Below are 17,067 nucleotides of genomic sequence, written 5' to 3' on the forward strand. Positions count from 1 at the left end.
TCGGCCGTGGTGTCGTGGGCAGAGTGTGGGCACCGGCTGTGAAGTCGTGACGCAGTTGGCCATAGGTTCGACCCTTGGACAGCGGCGACACAGCGCAGCTGGTCGCATGTGCGGCGCTGAACCGCGGATTTGCTCGAGCCGGAAGGGACAGTGTCAGTGACGGAGATGTGCCGCTTGACCGCCTGGCGTCACGACGGGCATACGTGGGTTTCAGTCCTCGACGTACCCACGTCCGTCTGCGGACCCCCGAAAGTCCGCTCTTCGGTACACGCAAAAATGGACCCGCCTTCGAACACCCCAAAGTAGGGTCGTACGGCGATCAAGTCGCGCTTCTCGCGCTGCGCGGCTCACCCGCCCCAGAAAGTGGTGACACAGTATGAGTGCGGTCGGCTCGCCCGGCACCCATAACGCCAAACTGGCCAGGCTGGCCCAGCAGTCGCGGAACTTCGGCTTTCTGCTGCCGCACACTCCCCTGCTCGTGGCTTACGGGGCAGCAGCCGAGAGCTACGTCTTCAGCGACCCCAATACCTCCTTAATCAAGTCGAGGCAGTTCGGTGAGACGCTCGCGGCGGACCTGGTCCGCAGGGCGCGGATCAGGAACGCGGGCACCACACAGTTCGAGCGGCTGAAGGCCCTCGACACGGAGGGGTACCTGCACGGAAATGTCGGGGCCGCCTTCCACGAGGTCCGCGCCCTCGGCAACGACGCCAACCACGGTGACCACGACAACTCCGACGACGCATTCCGGGCCCTGCGATCCTGCTTCAGGCTCGGAGTCTGGTACCACCGCCTGCTGACCGGCTCGCGCGAGCAGATCGCATTTGTACCCCCGGATCCGGCCCGTACGCCGGCCGCACGCAACCAACGTCTGCGCGATGAGGTGGCCCAGGCCCGCAAGGCCCTCGAAGAGGCCCGACTCACTTACCAGGACCAGGCGTCCAAGGCGGAGGCCGAGCAGGCGGCTCGGGCCGCCGCCGAACGTGAGCTCTCCGCGGCTCGCGCCGAGCAAGAGGGTCTCGCCCGTTCGATCGCTGCGCTCCAGGAGCAGCTGAAGCAGGTCGAAGCGGCCCAGGAGGCCGACTACGCACGGCAGCGCCGGGCCGAAGCCACCGACAGCTCGGCGGCCTCCGCCGCCGTCGCGGAGCGCGCCCGCCTCCTCGACAATGCGGAAGCGGCCGCCCGCGAGCCCCTCACCGAGGTACAGGTTCGCGCCTGCCTCGACCAGATGCTCACCGAGGCGGGCTGGCAGGTCCAGGACATCGCGGAGCAGAACCTTTGGCACCAGGGCGACCACCGGGGCAACGGCGTAGCCGTCCGCGAGACCACAACAGCACGCGGCCGGGCCGACTACGCGCTGTACGTGGACCGCAAGCTGGTCGGTGTCATCGAGGCCAAGCGCGAAGGGGCCGACCTGTCCGCTGCCGAGGCTCAGGCCGACCGGTACGCCGACCACCCCACCGACGCCCAACAGCGCATGCTCGCTTGGAGACGAGAGGAACCCCTGCCTTTCCGTTACGTGAGCGACGGTGGCGAGACCCGTTTCCGCAGCACCCTCGACCCCGACTCCCGTACCCGTCGGATCTTCTCCTTCCACCAGCCGCGCACTCTGGCCCGCTGGATCCGCCAGGCCGACGAAGACCCACAGGCGCCGAGCTACCGCGCCCGTCTCCGCTGGCGCATGCCCGAACTGGACGAACGCCCGCTGCGCCCTGCGCAGATCTCCGCTGTTCGCGGGGTCGAGGACTCCGTAGCCCTCGGCCGGGGCCAGCAGGGCATGGGCCAATCCCGTTCTCTGGTGCAGATGGCCACCGGCGCCGGCAAGACCTTCACCGCGGTGACCTTCTCGTATCGGATGCTGAAGCATGCGCGCGCCGAGCGAGTTCTCTTCCTCGTTGACCGCAACAACCTGGGCGACCAGGCAGTCGCCGAGTTCGAGAACTTCATCACTCCCGACGGTGCCCGCAAGTTCGCCGACCTCTATCACGTCCAGCGGCTCGGCGCCGAAGGCATGAAGCCGTCGTCCAAGGTGGTCGTGTCCACCGTCCAACGCCTGTACATGGAACTGACCGGCGAACGCCCGACGGGCGCCCTCGCGGAAGAACAGCCCTACGACATTCCCGGCCCGGTCGAGGTCGGCTACAACCCGGACATCCCGCCGGAGTCCTTCGACCTGATCGTGGTCGACGAGTGCCACCGCTCCATCTACGGCAAGTGGCGCTCGGTCCTGGAGTACTTCGACGCGCCTATCGTGGGCCTCACCGCCACTCCGGTCGCCCAGACCTTCGGCTACTTCAACGGCAACCTGGTCAGCGAGTACACCTACCAGGAGGCCGTCGCCGACGGTGTCAACGTCGACTTCTCTGTGTATGAGATCGGTACCCGGATAACGGCCCAGGGCGGTGTCATCGCCCAGGGCACCATCCCGGTCCGCGACCGCCGCACCCGACGCCAGCGCTACGAGGACCTCGACGAGGACGTCGAGTACGGCGCGAACCAAGTCGGTGTGGGCGTCATCAGCAAGGACCAGCTGCGCACCGTGATCCGCACCTTCCGAGAGCGGCTCTTCACCGAGATCTTCCCCGAGCGCGGCAAGCGTGACGGTTCCAACGGTGACCTGCTGTGGGACGAGATGTACGTCCCCAAGACCCTGATCTTTGCGAAGAACGACAACCATGCCGAAGAGATCGTCGAAGTCGTCCGTGATGTCTTCGGCAAGGGCAACGACTTCTGCGCCAAGATCACCCACGCGGCGAAAAAGGCTGATGAGCGCCTCGCGGACTTCCGTAACCTGCCTCAGCTGCGGATCGCCGTCACCGTCGACATGATCGCCACCGGTACCGACGTCAAGCCCTTGGAATGCCTACTCTTCCTGCGTGACGTGAAGAGCTGGGCTTATTTCGAGCAGATGAAGGGCCGTGGCGCCCGCACTCTCTCTCTCACCGAGTTCGAGAAGGTGACGCCCGGCGTCGGCCCCAAGACCCGCTTCGTCATTGTCGACGCGGTGGGCGTCACCCGGAAGAAGAAGGTCGACGCGGCCCCTCTGGAGCGCCACACCGAGAAGCAGGTCAGTTTGGAGAAGCTGCTACGGAAGGCTGGGGCCGGCACCATCGAGGAGGAAGAGGTCTCCACCCTCGCCGCCCGTCTTGCCAAACTCGACATCCAGATGACCCCTGAGGAGCGCGGCGAGATCGAGCAGCTCACCGGCGGCCGCCCCCTCAAGGAGATCATTCACGGCATGGTCCGCGCGGTCTCGGCCGACGACCAGCAGAAAGTACGGGACGCCGCCCACCTCACTGGCCGCGACCCCGAGCGGGAGGTGCGGGCGCTCATCGACCACGCCGTCCAGCCCATCGCCGCCGCCCCGAAGCTGCGTGCCAGGCTGCTGGAGATGCGTCGTGCCAAGGACATCCTCTACGACGAGACCAGCCGAGACGAGCTGGTCACAGCAGGTGCCGTGGTGGAGGACGAGGCGGCCTCCCGCGACGTCGTCACCAGTTGGCGGCAGTACATCGACGACAACCGCGATGAAATCGCCGCCCTCGCCATCGCCTTCAACGCCGGCTCCGACACCCCACCGGCTGACGCCCTGCGACGCTTGCAGAACGTGGCCCGTGCCATCGCCCGTCCCCCACGCGCCTGGACCCCGGACCGCCTGTGGACCGCCTACGAGCAGGTCGGCGAAGCCCTACACGGTGCTCAGACGCGCCGGACCGCAGCCGACCTCCTCGCCCTGCTCCGCTACGAACTCGCCGGCGGGGCCGAACGCGGCGCCCCCCAGCCGATCCCGCACGAGGAACGCGTCCGCGAACGCTACGCGGCCTGGCTCACCCGCCAGCATCAGGCAGGCGTCCATTTCAGCGACCGTCAGCGCTGGTGGCTCGACCACATCGCAGCCGCCACGATCGAACGTGTACGCTTCGACACCGCCGACCTCGACTATGCCCCGTTTGCCGCCCGTAACGGCACGGACGGCTTCCTCGCCGAATTCGGCGAACGACAGGCAGAACACATCATCGACGAACTCGACAGGGAGCTGAGCGCGTGACGGGGACCGCCGTGGACGTCGCGGAAATCAGGGAAACCGGGGGCGCGGCCTCGGGGGGCGGGAATTCCGGAATGGTGAGTGGCGGAGGCGAGTCGGACCTGCCAAAAGGTTGGGCTCGTGCGACGCTTGGCGAGCTTGGCGTCGAGGTTCAGCCAGGATTTGCCAGCGGGAAACACAATCGCGATGGCAATGGCGTCCTGCACCTACGTCCGATGAACATCACACGTCACGGCGTCATCGACATCTCCGACGCACGCTTCGTTGAGGACGAGTCGGAGCGCCGTGTGCAGCGTGGAGACGTTCTCTTCAACAACACCAACAGCCCGGCACTCGTAGGAAAGACAGCCTGGGTTAACTCAGACGAGCCCTTGGCGTACTCCAACCACATGACGCGCCTTCGTCCCCCGGCGGGGCTCGATAGCCGATTTCTGGCAATTCAGCTCCATACATTGTGGTCGACCGGACACTTCAGGACTGTCTTGAACAACCACGTAAACCAGGCAAGTGTGTCGCGGAAAGTACTGCTTGACACAACGATTGCGGTTCCCCCTCTCCCCGAACAGCACCGCATCGTTGCACAACTTGATGAGCAGCTAGCTCACATCGAGGCGGGCGAGTCATCCCTCGCTCGCGCCGCAAACAAGCTGACTGAGCTCATCAGCCAGATCCGGTCGCAAGAGATTCGGACGAACCCCGACAAGGAATTGCCGCAGGAGTGGCGATGGGGGACAGTCGGCGACGTTCTACAGAGAATTGAGGCCGGAAAGTCGTTCACCTGCCTCCCCAGGGCCGCCCACGAAGACGAGTGGGCCATTATCAAAGTTAGCGCTATGACCTGGGGAGAATTTCGAGCAGACGAGAACAAGGCCGTCCCGGAAGGGCGCGAAGTAAACCCTGTTTTTGAAATCTGCAACGGCGACATCTTGCTAAGTCGGGCAAACACCGTGGAATATGTTGGTGCACCCGTTCTGGTTGGCCCCGTCCGCAGAAAACTTCTACTGAGCGATAAAAGCTTGCGCCTTGTCCCCAAGGACGGAGTGAGTCGCGAGTGGCTTCTTGAAGTGCTTTCTTCCCGGTATGTGCGCGAGCAATACTCCGACGCCGCTACAGGAACCAGCGATTCTATGCGGAACATTTCTCAAGGAGTTGTGAAGTCTGCCAGAATCCCGGTACCTGGGTCCTATGACGAGCAAGAACGAATCGCGTCGGCAATTCGTGAGAAGATTGCGCAGGTGGGTGTGCTGAGGGACGCCCTGGATAGACAAGCTGCTGAGGTGGTCAACCTCCGCGCCGCTCTACTCCACGCCGCCTTCACCGGCACCCTCGTCCCCCAGGACCCCACCGACGAGCCCGCCTCCGCGCTGCTCGACCGCATCCGCGCTCAGCGCTCCTCTGCCGCCAGCACGAAGAGCACGCGCCGCCGTACCCCGCGCACCAGCAAGTCGACCGGCGACCCCGGTCAAGGAGAACTGCCCCTGTGAGCACCATGAGCACCGACAAGCCAGCCACCGCCCCGGCGCATGACTCGCCCCAGGAAACTGTTCTCCTTGGGCGTCAGTCCACGCCCAGGGCGACCGCGGCCGAGTCGACCAGCACTCTCGTCAACCGACTCTGGTCGTACTGCGAGCTCCTGCGCCACTCCGGGGTCTCCACTCTCGACTACGTCGAGCAGCTCACGTACCTCCTCTTCCTGAAGATGGCGGACGAGCGGGCAAACCGCCCTGCCAAGTTCCGCCGCAACCTGCCGGACGAGCCTCTCGTTCCTCCGGGCCGGGACTGGGCGAGCCTGACCACCCGCTCAGGCGACGCGTTGCTCGATCACTACGAGTTCATCCTCAAGGACCTTGGTTCGCGCGGCGGCACCATGCTCGGTGAGGTCTTCGCCAAGTCGAGCAACAAGGTCCACGAACCGGCCGTCCTGGAGCGGCTGATCAAGGACCTGATCAATCCGTACCGCTGGACCACCGAGGACCAGGACCTCAAGGGCGACGCGTACGAGGGCCTGCTGCAGCGCGGCGCCGAGGACCGCAAGACCGGCGCCGGCCAGTACTTCACTCCCCGCCCTGTCATCGACGCAATGGTCGACTGTGTCCGGCCCCAGGTCGGCGAGACCATCACCGACCCGGCCTGCGGAACCGGCGGCTTCCTCATCGCCGCCCATGCCCACCTCAATCAGCACTACCAGGAACAGCTCTACGGTGACGAGGGCCGCAAGCTGCAGACCGGTGCGATCACCGGCTACGAGCTGGTCCGGGAGACCGCCCGTCTGGCGCTGATGAACATGCTGCTGCACAACATCGGCACGTCCGAGGCCAAGCCGCTGATCACCGTGCAGGACTCCCTGGCGAAGTCTCCCTCTCGGTTCTACGACGTCGTCTTCGCCAACCCGCCCTTCGGCGTCGGGTCGGTGACGGGCGAGGCGTACACCGCCCGTAAGGACTTCTGGACTCAGACCACCAACAAGCAGCTCAACTTCGTCCAGCACATCTACAACCTGCTGAAGACCAACGGCCGGGCAGCCGTCGTCCTCCCCGACAACGTGCTCTTCGAGTCAGGTGCCGGCGAGACGATCCGCCGCAACCTGCTGAACCTGTGCGATGTGCACACGCTGCTGCGCCTGCCTACTGGCATCTTCTACGCCAACGGTGTCAAGGCCAACGTCCTGTTCTTCGACAAGACCGGCCAGAGCACCGGAGGCCGCCCCGGCACCAGGCAGCTGTGGGTCTACGACTTCCGCACCGACCAGCGGTTCACCCTCAAGCAGCGGCAGCTGCGCCGCGAGCACCTGGACGACTTCGTCGCCGCCTTCCACTCGGGCGGCACCGATTTCTCCGCTCGCAAGCCCACTGATCGCTTCCAGGCTTACGATTACGAAGAACTGATCACTCGTGACAAGGTGAATCTCGACCTGACCGTCCTCCGATCGGGAACGAACTCCACGAATACGGCCCTCGCGTCGCCTGACGTGATTGCCCAGGAGATCGTGGACGAACTGGAGGCCGCTTTGGCCGAGTTCACTACCGTGGCCCGTGCTCTGAAGAAAGAGGCTGCCCCGGAGTGCGTCACGGGAACGACAAGCACCACCGACGACGACAGCGATGAAGCAGGGGAAGCCCGCGCAGGGTAGGCCCGCCCTTCCGTCACCCGAGTCCGGGCCGGGAGGCAACCGGCCGTGGCCCGAACTCGGGTGACAGCGGAGGGAAGCAGAACGGTATGGGTACGGGGCGGGGCAGTACTGGGTCCGGAAGCATGAGTGGGATGTCGGGGATTCCGTCGCAGGGTGGGCAGCTTGAGGGAGATTGGACCGCCGAATCGATCGTCCGCCGCTGGTGGGCGTTCTACAACGACAAGACCAGCACCCGGGCCCTGACAAAGATCGAGTTCGCTGAGCACATCGCCTACCTGCTCTTCCTCAAGCTCGACCACGAACGCGCAAACCGGCCCGGCAAGTTCGCCTCCCGTCCGGTCGCGCCGTCGATCGACACCTGGCCACACCTGGTCGAACGCGGCGGCGAAGACCTGCACACTTACCTGGCCCACATCATGCGCACGCTCGGCGCGCCGGCACCGGACAACCAGCGCCGCACCACGGCCAGCGTCATCTTCCATGACGCACAGCCGTGGAACATCGACCGGATGAGCGAGCTGCGACAGCTCATCACCGAGGAGATCAACCCATACCGTTGGGCCCAGGTCCCCGACGGCGAGCTCGGACGGGCCTTCGCCCAACTTCTCTCCGACTGCTACGACGACATGCTCAAGAAGCGCGAGACTGGGCAGTTCCTGACCCCACCGCCGCTCCTCGCCGTGGTCGCCAAGGCCCTCGCCCTCACCCCGGACGACCGGATCATCGACCCGGCCTGCGGCATTGGCAGCACGCTGATCGCCGCCCATCGGGAAATGGAGAGCCACGGCACCAAGGTGGACGACTCCGCCATCGCGGGAGCCGACATCGATCCCCAGATGTGCCGTCTCGCCACCATGAATGTGCTCCTCAACACCCGCCGGCTGTTCGCGGGGATTCCCCCGATACAGCGTTCGGACTCCCTTTCTCGCAGAGGAAGGGCCATTCAGCGGCAGGACCGGGATGTCGCCGCGACCGCGGCTCTGTGCAACCCGCCCTTCAAGAGCACCGACGCGGCCGTTGACACCACCCACCGCGACGACTTCTGGGCGCCCAAGGCGGACCTTCCCACCAACTTCCTCCAGCACATCGCCATCACCTTGCCGCAAGGTGCGCGAGCCGCCGTCTTCGCCCCCGACAGCGTGCTATTCGGTAAGGGCGCCGCGGCCACCGTACGCCGCAATCTGCTCCTCAACTGCGACGTGCACACTCTGCTGCGTCTGCCCACCGGCATCTTCCGGGGCACCAACTCCAAGGCGAACATCATTTTTTTCACCAAGTCCGCCCCTCGCCCCAGCGGCGAGCCCGCCACGCGCGCCCTGTGGGTCTACGACGCCCGCACCGGCAACCACCGCACGGACACCGGCAACCCGCTCACCGAGGGCGACCTGTCCGACTTCCTCGCCGCCTACCGCCCGGACGACCCCGACCACAGCAGCCGTACCCCGTCACGCCAGTTCAAGCCGTACCCCGTAGCCGATCTTTTGGCCCGCCCCAGCACCAGCCTGGAGCTCTGGGCCGACCTCACCGAAGACCAGCAGGACCTCGGTTCCCCACGCGACATCGCGGCCTCTATCGTCGCCGAACTGAACAATGCGAGCAGCAGCTTCCAGGCCGTCGTCGACTCACTCGCCCCTGGCCAGTGACGCGCACCCTCCGCGTTCCCCACGCCCCTTACTTTTGACAGCCCCGCACGGGAGAACCATGAGCACCCCTCCGCGCCGCCCCGACGTTCCCACCCAGGTCCGCCAAGTCGCCAACTTCCTCGACGCGACGTACGGAGGCCTCATCGACATGAGCGACTTCGGCAATCGCAGGCCGGACGACCTCGTCATCGCGCGGCGGTCCCGTGCCCTCGCCGCGCATGCTGTGCGCATGGTGACCGACTGGACGCCCGCCGAGGCGGCGGCCTGCGTCATCGACGGCGGCCAGGACCAGGGAATCGACGCGATCGCCGTTGACCAGGACGCCGCGCACATCTACCTCGTCCAGTCCAAGTGGAGCGAGACCGGCACCGCCAAAGCCGATGAAACCGCAGTCCTCAAACTGTTCTCAGGGCTCACCCTGATTGACGCGGGGGAATCCCGCCAGTTCAATCCGCGCGGTCGCGTCCTGGCCGAGCAGGCCAAGTCGCTGCTGGGCTCGGACCTGACCAAGGTGACCCAGGTGATCGTCCTCATGGGCACGAAGGAACTCGCCCCAGGGGTACGCCAGGCCATCAAGAACGGGGAGGATGACTTCAACCATGACGGAACCCACATCTTCCACCGTGTGATCCACTCGCCGGAGATCTACGCGCGAGCCCGTGACGACCAGAGGCCCGAGCCGATCACCCTCGAAGTGACGATGTCTCCATGGTTCGCATGCTCGCCCTCCGACCAACAGGCCTACCAAGGCGTGGTGCAGGCAGAGCAAATCGTGGAATGGGGGGAGTACGGTAACCGACTCTTCGACCACAACATCCGCAACCCGCTGGGGCTGACCCCCATCAACAGCGAGCTGGTGGAGACGCTCACCGAAGAGCCCGCCAACTTCTGGTACTTCAATAACGGCATCACCATTCTGTGCGACTCCTTGGAGATCGAGAAGGGATCCAAGAAGCAGCCGGAACGTCTCCCACTCCGCCTCACCGCGCACGGTGCGAGCGTGGTGAACGGGGCGCAGACCGTACGGGCCGTCATCGACGCGGCGAAAGAGGACGAGCAGGCTGAGTCGGCCGAGGTCGGGGTCCGCATCATCGTTACCGGCGGGGACACCGACTTCGCCCAGCGCACCACCCAGGCCACCAACCGGCAGAACCACATCACCGACCGCGACCGCATCGCCCTGGACCCCGTGCAGGCCGTCCTGATCGAGGAGTTCAGGGCCGAACTAGACCTGGTGTACAGCGTCCGTCGAGGCGAACTGGAGCCCCAAGGGGACGAGGGTTGCTCCGTCGTCGAGGCTGCGTGTGCTCTGGCCTGCGCACACTCCGCCAGCCGTTTCACGGCCCGGCTGGTGGCGGCCGATTCCACCGACGTGATATGGCAGCGAGGCAGCGGATCCATCTACGACCCGCTGTTCCGTTCCGTACCCGGAGTCTTCGAGGTCTGGAACGCCGTACGCGTCCTCCGCGAGACCCGCAAAGCCCTACGTACCGTGCGCGACGAGTACGAGAAGCGGGGAGCCGCCGTCATCGACGACGGAGCCTTCCTCCTCACCCACCTCGTCTTTCGCCAATTGCTCGCAGAAGACGCGGGCATAGGCGAGCCTGACCCCGCGGACCCCACCGCCACCTGGTTCGTCAAGGCAAGCAACCGGATCTCCGAACTGCTGGAGCGCACCGTACCCGTGATGCTCGGCGTACTGGACTCCCGGCACGGAACCCGCTCGGACCTCAAGCGAGTGTGCATCGACGACGCTGCGTGCGCAGCGCTCGTGACCGATGTCCTGGACGTGCTGTCCGCAGGAGGCCAGACACAGGACGTGTCCCCGTACCTCCGCAAGGAAGAGCGGCCCCGCAAGCCGCGCCGCCCCAACTCGGTCCACGTCATCGTCAACCAAGGGGCACTCCCGGAAGGCGCACCCCTTCGCCTAAACCTCTACGTACCAGCCGAGCAAGAAGCACTGGACACTTGGCTCGCAGCAGATGAGAGCCGCTCGCGTGCCTCGTGGACAGGGGAGACCGGCAAGGCCCTCATCTGGGAGTACGACCGCCAGCGCTACTCGCCCAGCGGCCTGGTTTCCCGCATGTGGGAACTGGCCGGCTGGGAGGGACGACCGGTTTCCAACCAGGGCACCGCCCGCTGGATGACTCAGGATGGCGAAACCCTTGCCGAACTCGCCGAACGTCTCCTGACAAACCTTGAGGTGTAGGGGCTGGTTGCCACCAGCTAGTGCCGGATTCCTGAGCCGACCCCGGTTTCGTGGAGTTTGATGTGCCCCGACTGCATCGGACCCGGGGCACATCAGTTGCTAGACGGTGCGGATGACGGGGGCAGGCTTGATGTCCTGGGCGTCGATGAGGGTGCGGATGTCGTCCGGGTCTGAGGTCCAGATAATGGCGCCGAGGCTGGCTGCCATGGTCACGACGGTGGCGTCGACGATGTCGGAAGTGCCAGCCTTGCCGCAGAGGATGCCCGCGGCTTGGGCGGTTTCGAGGCCGACGAGTACGACGTGGCACCCGGCGAGAACTTGCCGAGTCTGACCTGGCGGCGGGAGTCCCGCCATGCCTGGCTGACGACGACGGACGGGACGTGGATGTCCCGGCCGTCTTCCAGGGCCAGGCTGTGGCGGGCCCACATGCGTCGATCGTCGTTATCGATGGCGATGAGCGCCCCGGCGTCGTACAGCTCCTATGACGATCGTTGTAAGGCCCCTCCGTTCACGCGTGAGGGACCGCCGTGGCCAGGATCACCTCGAACTCCTCCAGGCTCCGGGTGGTCACGCGGGCCTTGGTCTCGGACTCTCCGCGGATCGCCGCGACGGCGCCCCGGGAGGCCACGAGGGCGTCGCGGTCGGTGTAGAGGGCGCCGACGGCCGCTCTGCCGTGCTCGCGGTCCACGAGGAGGGACATGCCGGCCAGGCCCGGGACCTTCTGGACCCTGGGGAGGGCCGTGTCGCGGAAAGTGGTCACCAGCAGGTCGACGTCGCCCGGGGCGACGTCCAGGCGGGCCAGGCGGAAGCACGCGCCAGGGCCCAGCTCCTCCGCGCGCCGGGCGATCGGTGCTTCCCAGTTGTCGATCGCCACGGTCTGCGCGAAGGGCGCCATCATCTCGGCCCGGCGCTTGCTCAGCGCCTCGTCGCTCGCCCGTCGGGAGGACTCGTCCTCCCACCAGGAACCCACCAGGAGCTTGCCGAGCTCGCGGTCGGCGAACAGGCCCATCCCGCGGAAGCCCGGCTGCGCCGACAGCAGCTCGCGTCCCTCGGTCCTGACCGCCTCCGCGACCCCGTCGAGCTTGGCCGGGTCACCTGTCATGTAGATGGTGCGAACGTACATAGCGCCTCTTCCTGCCTTCCGTGGTCCCGCCGGTCCGGGCCCGCGTGCTCCCTTCATGCGATGGCCGGGGCCGAGGCGAGGCAACGTGGCGGGGGACATTCAGGTGACCGTGGCGTGCCCGCGCGGGGTGACGACAGCGGGGCGTTAGCCGCACGCAAGCGGGACGGCAAGGGCGGCCGGGAAGGTAGGTGCAGTGTGCAGTCGGCATCCAGATGGGGTGCCGGCGACCGACCCGCACACAGACAGACCGATCGACCGCTCAGTCATACGGGGGAACACCACCATGCGTACGAAGCGCACCCACACCGTCCTGGCCGTCGCCGCCGCCGTCCTCTCGCTGGGACTGACCGCCTGCGGCGGGGACGAGGGCGGGACCCGGGACGAGGGCGCCGCGCACACCTCGCCCTCGGAGACGTCCTCGTCTTCCTCCGCGCCCTCTTCCTCCTCGTCCTCTTCCCCGTCGTCGTCCTCGTCCTCGTCGTCGTCCTCTTCCTCGGCCTCCGCCTCGGGCGCATCCGCCTCCGGCGGCGCCGCCAAGAACGCCAAGAACGCCGCCTCGTCCGGTTCCCGGGCCCCCGCCTCCTGCACCTACAAGGACGTGCGGATCACCGCCGCCAAGGCGGACGAGACGCCCACCGAGCACGTCGTGCTCACCGCCACCAACACCTCCGGGCGGGTCTGCCGCCTCGACGGCTATCCGCTGATCGCCTTCGGCGAGATCCAGACGGCGAAGGACGTCCCGGCCGTGGCCAAGAGCAGGCCGGCCGCGCCCGTGGTGCTCGAGCCCGGGGCCCCGGCGTACGCCAACGTGCGGATCGCCCTCGGCGGAGCCCACGAGGACAACAAGGTCGTCACCTCCTTCCACGTGAACCTCTTCACCGGCAGCGCCGCCGCCGAGGGCAGCGTCGTCGTCAAGGCCCCGGCCGGCGGTCTGGCCGTCGACGAGGCGGCCGCGAGGACCGGTTACTGGACTCCGGAACTCCGCAACGGCGCCGACGAGTTCTGATTCAGGCCAGGCGAAGGCCGGACCACCGGGCGAAGGCCGAACCGTCGCGCGGAGGTCCGGCGTCCTTCCTCGCATGAAGAAGGACGGAATCGGCTGCCTGGCCGTGCTCGGCGGGTTCGGTGTCGCGCTCGTGGTGTGGGGCCTCGGCGCGACTCCCGCCCTGACCGGCGGATTCGAGGGCGAGGGACGGGACTTCAGCGTGGTCTGGCTGGAACTGCCGGCGATGCTGCTCGGCATCCCGGCCCTCGCCCTCGGTGCCTGGGCGCTGTTCCGCCGCCGCTCCCCGGCCGTCCTGGCCCTCGCCGTGATCGTGACGCTGCTCACAGCGGGGTGGGTGGGATCGTTGTGGCTGGAGGTGCGGGTGCCGGAGATCGGGTACGAACAGGGGGCGGCCGGACCGGTCGCCTGACGAACGGAGGACCCATGTCGTACCCCGAAGCCCGCTACCACGGGGAGAGCGGCGAGATCAGTGCCGCTTTCCGGCCCGCCGGTACGCCCCCGGAGTTCGTGTCCCCGGGCGGGACGCGGACCCACTACCTCGCCACCACCGCCTCCACCGGCGGGGAGTTCGGCCTCTACCGGATCGACATGCAGGCCAAGGCCGGCGGCCCGTCGACCCACTTCCACCGCACCATCTCCGAGACCTTCTTCATCCTCGACGGGACGGTGCGGCTCTACGACGGCGAGCGCTGGGTCGACGCCGAGAAGGGCGACTTCCTGTACGTGCCCACCGGCGGCCTGCACGCCTTCCGCAACGACTCCGACGAACCCGCCTCCATGCTGCTGCTGTTCGCGCCGGGCGCGCCCCGCGAGGAGTACTTCGAGAAGGTCTCGACGGTGGCCGGGATGACGGACGAGGAGCGCACGGAGTTCTTCGTCAGGCACGACACCTACTGGACGGACTGACCGCCGGCTCCGGCCGCCAGGCCGGTCTTCGCCCCCGCGCCGCACAGCGGGACGACGGTCGTGCCCGGGCGCTCGGGCGCGGCCCGTACGGCCGCCCAGCAGGCGACGCCGGTCGGCTCCACGTACAGTCCGCGCCGTGCAAGGTCGAGCTGGGCGGCCCGGAGCTGCTCCTCCGTCACCGTGCGGAAGGTTCCGCCGGATTCCCGTACCGCCCGCAGGATCTGTGCCGCGCGGGGCGGTGCCGGGATCGCGATGCCCTCGGCGAGGGTGGGCCGGACCTCCGCGGGGCCCGGCAGCTCCTCCGCGCCCGCGTGGAAGGCCGCGGCCAGCGGGGAGACCGCCTCGGCCTGGACGGCGACGAGGACCGGCCGGCGGTCGACGAGCCCGTGGCCGTACAGCTCCTCGACCGCAAGGGCGACGCCGAGCAGCAGCGTCCCGTTGCCGACCGGCAGGACGAGGGTGTCGGGCAGCCGGCCGCCGAGCTCCTCCCACAGCTCGTACGCGTAGGTCTTCGTCCCGTGCAGGAAGTGCGGGTTGTACACGTGCGAGGCGTAGAAGACGCCGGGCTCGCCGGCCGCCGCGCGCGCCGCCCGCGCGGTGGCCTCGCGGTCGCCGGGGACGAGGACCGTGCGGGCGCCGTGGGCGCGGATCTGCTCCAGCTTCTTCGGGGAGGTCCCCTCCGGTACGTAGACGGAGCAGTCGAGGCCGGCCCGCGCACAGTACGCGGCGACGGCCGTGCCCGCGTTGCCGCTGCTGTCGGCGATCACGGTGCGCGGCCCGAGCCGGCGGGCCAGCTCGGCGAGCATCACGGCGCCCCGGTCCTTGAAGGACAACGTCGGCATGAGGAAGTCGAGTTTGGCCGAAACGGTGTCGGTGAGCGGGACCAGCGGAGTACGGCCCTCGCCGAGCGTCACCGGCGGCGCGCCGGCCGCCCCTGCCGTCCCGGTAGCCCCCGCCCTCCCCGTCGCCCCGGTAGCCTCCGCCGCCCCTGCCGCCCCCGTCGCTCCGGTCGCGAGCGGCAGTGCCTCCGCGTAACGCCACAAGGAATTCACACGTGGCGGAAGTGACGTCAGTGACCGGAGTGAGACCGGAGCGGCGGCGTACGCGAGGTCCCAGGGGCCGTGGCAGCGCGGACAACACCAGGTGAGGGCGGTGCCGGGCGCCCGCGTACGGCACCGGGGGCACACGTAGTCGGTCATGATCCCCAGCATGGCAGTCGTGTGGCGGCGGCGTTACGGGACGCTCGGAACTCTTGTGTGATTCCTATGGATCGGTCAATCTTTCGCTCGGCGGCCGGACATGACGAGCGGCGCGGAGCCTTCGTCGTCTTGTCATGTCCCTGCTAACTGCTTCATCGCTCAACAAAGCTCGACAACCCCCACAGCAACGCACCACCAATGAGGAGGACCCCTCACATGTTCGTGATGCGTGACTCGCGGCGCAGACTCGCCGCTGCCGGCGCCATAGCCGTCGCGGCCCTCGCGCTCGGCTCCCTCTCCGCCCTCCCGGCCAACGCCGCCGGGACCGCCGAAGGCGTCATCCTGAACGCCGGCGCGGAAGGGACCGTCGCCAACAGCTACATCGTCACCCTCCGCGAGTCCGCCGCCCAGGCGGAGACCGCGCAGGGCCGGGCTATCGCGACCAAGTTCGGCGCCAAGATCAAGCGGACGTACACGGCCGCGCTCAACGGCTACTCGGTCGAGCTGTCCGAGGCCCAGGCGAAGAAGCTCGCCGCCGATCCCGCCGTCGAGTCCGTCAGCCAGAACCGCGTCTTCCACGTCGACGGCACCCAGCCCTCCCCGCCGTCCTGGGGCCTCGACCGGATCGACCAGAAGGCCCTCCCGCTCAACCAGAGCTACACCTACCCGGACAGCGCGGGCCAGGGCGTCACGGCGTACATCATCGACACCGGCGTCCGCATCAGCCACAGCGACTTCGGCGGCCGGGCCTTCAACGGCTACGACGCGATCGACAACGACAACACCGCACAGGACGGTCACGGCCACGGCACCCACGTCGCCGGCACCGTCGCGGGCAGCTCGTACGGCGTCGCCAAGAAGGCGAAGATCGTCGGCGTCCGCGTCCTCGACAACTCCGGCTCGGGCACCACCGAGCAGGTCGTCGCGGGCATCGACTGGGTGACGCGGAACGCCGTGAAGCCGGCCGTCGCCAACATGAGCCTCGGCGGGGGCGCCGACTCCGTCCTCGACGACGCCGTGCGCCGCTCCATCGCCTCCGGCGTCACGTACGCGGTCGCCGCGGGCAACGAGAACTCCAACGCCTCCGGCTTCTCGCCGGCGCGCGTCAGCGAGGCCATCACGGTCGGCGCCACCACGTCCACCGACGCCCGCGCCAGCTACTCGAACTACGGCAGCGTCCTGGACATCTTCGCCCCGGGCTCCTCGATCAAGTCCGCCTGGAACACCGGCGACACGGCCACCAACACCATCTCCGGTACGTCGATGGCGACCCCGCACGTCGTGGGCGCCGCCGCCGTCTACCTGGGCGACAACCCGACGGCCTCCCCGTCGGCGGTCGCCACGGCGCTCGTCAACGCCGCCACCCCGAACGTCGTCACCAGCCCCGGCACCGGCTCCCCGAACCGGCTGCTGTACGTCGGCGGCGGCACGACCACCCCGCCCGGCCCGCGCTTCGAGAACACCGCGGACTACGCGATCAACGACAACGCGACCGTCGAGTCCCCGGTCACCGTCAGCGGAGTCTCCGGCAACGCCCCGTCCGCCCTTCAGGTCCCGGTGAACATCGTCCACACCTACATCGGTGACCTCCAGGTCCAGCTGATCGCGCCCGACGGCACGGCGTACACGCTGAAGGCCTTCGGCTCCGGCGGCAGCGCGGACAACATCAACACCACGTACACCGTCAACGCCTCCTCGGAGGTCGCGAACGGCACGTGGAAGCTCCGGGTCACGGACAACGCGAACTACGACACCGGGAAGATCGACTCCTGGGCGCTGCAGTTCTGACGCCCGTGGGGAAGTGACGCG

The 17,067-nt window shown here is 67.7% G+C and carries 11 protein-coding genes; 9 read left to right on the forward strand and 2 right to left on the reverse strand.

The genetic code is table 11. The features are described 5' to 3' along the window. Positions 1-376 precede the first annotated feature (376 nt). From ACFWJO_RS17305 to ACFWJO_RS17325, 5 genes are all read left to right on the forward strand, one after another. Positions 377-4,045 (forward strand): DEAD/DEAH box helicase family protein, encoded by a 3,669-nt coding sequence (locus ACFWJO_RS17305; protein ID WP_386865903.1) that lies wholly within the window; start codon positions 377-379, stop codon positions 4,043-4,045. Next, positions 4,042-5,526, forward strand: a complete 1,485-nt coding sequence (locus ACFWJO_RS17310) for a restriction endonuclease subunit S (RefSeq protein WP_386865905.1) — start codon at positions 4,042-4,044, stop codon at positions 5,524-5,526. Before ACFWJO_RS17305 ends, ACFWJO_RS17310 begins: the two co-directional genes overlap by 4 nt. A 5-nt stretch (positions 5,527-5,531) precedes the next feature. Continuing rightward, positions 5,532-7,172 (forward strand): N-6 DNA methylase, encoded by a 1,641-nt coding sequence (locus ACFWJO_RS17315; protein ID WP_386865975.1) that lies wholly within the window; start codon positions 5,532-5,534, stop codon positions 7,170-7,172. Between the two features lie 131 nt (positions 7,173-7,303). Then, on the forward strand, positions 7,304-8,815 hold the full coding sequence (locus tag ACFWJO_RS17320; RefSeq protein WP_386865907.1) for a class I SAM-dependent DNA methyltransferase: 1,512 nt from the start codon (positions 7,304-7,306) through the stop codon (positions 8,813-8,815). 58 nt (positions 8,816-8,873) lie between these two features. Further along, positions 8,874-11,024, forward strand: a complete 2,151-nt coding sequence (locus ACFWJO_RS17325; protein ID WP_386865909.1) for an AIPR family protein — start codon at positions 8,874-8,876, stop codon at positions 11,022-11,024. Between the two features lie 508 nt (positions 11,025-11,532). Here the strand turns inward: ACFWJO_RS17325 and ACFWJO_RS17330 are convergent. Beyond that, entirely contained in the window at positions 11,533-12,147 is a 615-nt protein-coding gene (locus ACFWJO_RS17330; RefSeq protein ID WP_386865911.1) for an antibiotic biosynthesis monooxygenase, read from the reverse strand. Positions 12,148-12,430: 283 nt separating this feature from the next. On the opposite strand from ACFWJO_RS17330, the gene ACFWJO_RS17335 reads away from it, so the two are divergent. The 3 genes from ACFWJO_RS17335 (at position 12,431) to ACFWJO_RS17345 (ending at position 14,059) form a co-directional block, all read left to right on the forward strand. Continuing rightward, complete coding sequence (locus ACFWJO_RS17335; RefSeq protein ID WP_386865913.1) at positions 12,431-13,153, forward strand: DUF4232 domain-containing protein; 723 nt, start codon at positions 12,431-12,433, stop codon at positions 13,151-13,153. A 73-nt stretch (positions 13,154-13,226) separates the two neighbouring features. Next, the gene (locus ACFWJO_RS17340; protein ID WP_386865915.1) at positions 13,227-13,562 is read left to right on the forward strand and encodes a hypothetical protein; all 336 of its coding nucleotides are present in this window, start codon (positions 13,227-13,229) and stop codon (positions 13,560-13,562) included. Between the two features lie 14 nt (positions 13,563-13,576). Beyond that, entirely contained in the window at positions 13,577-14,059 is a 483-nt protein-coding gene (locus ACFWJO_RS17345) for a cupin domain-containing protein (protein WP_384420056.1), read from the forward strand. On the opposite strand, the gene ACFWJO_RS17350 is transcribed toward ACFWJO_RS17345, so the two are convergent. Further along, entirely contained in the window at positions 14,044-15,270 is a 1,227-nt protein-coding gene (locus ACFWJO_RS17350) for a threonine synthase (protein ID WP_386865917.1), read from the reverse strand. The genes ACFWJO_RS17345 and ACFWJO_RS17350 overlap by 16 nt on opposite strands. Before the next feature lie 204 nt (positions 15,271-15,474). Here ACFWJO_RS17350 and ACFWJO_RS17355 point away from each other — a divergent pair, with 204 nt between their 5' ends. Then, the gene (locus ACFWJO_RS17355; protein ID WP_386865919.1) at positions 15,475-17,046 is read left to right on the forward strand and encodes a S8 family serine peptidase; all 1,572 of its coding nucleotides are present in this window, start codon (positions 15,475-15,477) and stop codon (positions 17,044-17,046) included. The last annotated feature ends 21 nt before the right edge of the window (positions 17,047-17,067 follow it).

The sequence above is a fragment of the Streptomyces sp. NPDC127092 genome, assembly GCF_042722475.1.
GTDB lineage: Bacteria > Actinomycetota > Actinomycetes > Streptomycetales > Streptomycetaceae > Streptomyces.

Coding starts and splice junctions, on each gene's coding strand:
- ACFWJO_RS17355 (WP_386865919.1), top strand. CDS start 15,475: ATGTTCGTGATGCGTGACTCGCGGCGCAGACTCGCCGCTGCCGGCGCC.
- ACFWJO_RS17340 (WP_386865915.1), top strand. CDS start 13,227: ATGAAGAAGGACGGAATCGGCTGCCTGGCCGTGCTCGGCGGGTTCGGT.
- ACFWJO_RS17345 (WP_384420056.1), top strand. CDS start 13,577: ATGTCGTACCCCGAAGCCCGCTACCACGGGGAGAGCGGCGAGATCAGT.
- ACFWJO_RS17325 (WP_386865909.1), top strand. CDS start 8,874: ATGAGCACCCCTCCGCGCCGCCCCGACGTTCCCACCCAGGTCCGCCAA.
- ACFWJO_RS17330 (WP_386865911.1), bottom strand. CDS start 12,147: ATGTACGTTCGCACCATCTACATGACAGGTGACCCGGCCAAGCTCGAC.
- ACFWJO_RS17315 (WP_386865975.1), top strand. CDS start 5,532: ATGAGCACCGACAAGCCAGCCACCGCCCCGGCGCATGACTCGCCCCAG.
- ACFWJO_RS17350 (WP_386865917.1), bottom strand. CDS start 15,270: ATGCTGGGGATCATGACCGACTACGTGTGCCCCCGGTGCCGTACGCGG.
- ACFWJO_RS17335 (WP_386865913.1), top strand. CDS start 12,431: ATGCGTACGAAGCGCACCCACACCGTCCTGGCCGTCGCCGCCGCCGTC.
- ACFWJO_RS17320 (WP_386865907.1), top strand. CDS start 7,304: ATGTCGGGGATTCCGTCGCAGGGTGGGCAGCTTGAGGGAGATTGGACC.
- ACFWJO_RS17305 (WP_386865903.1), top strand. CDS start 377: ATGAGTGCGGTCGGCTCGCCCGGCACCCATAACGCCAAACTGGCCAGG.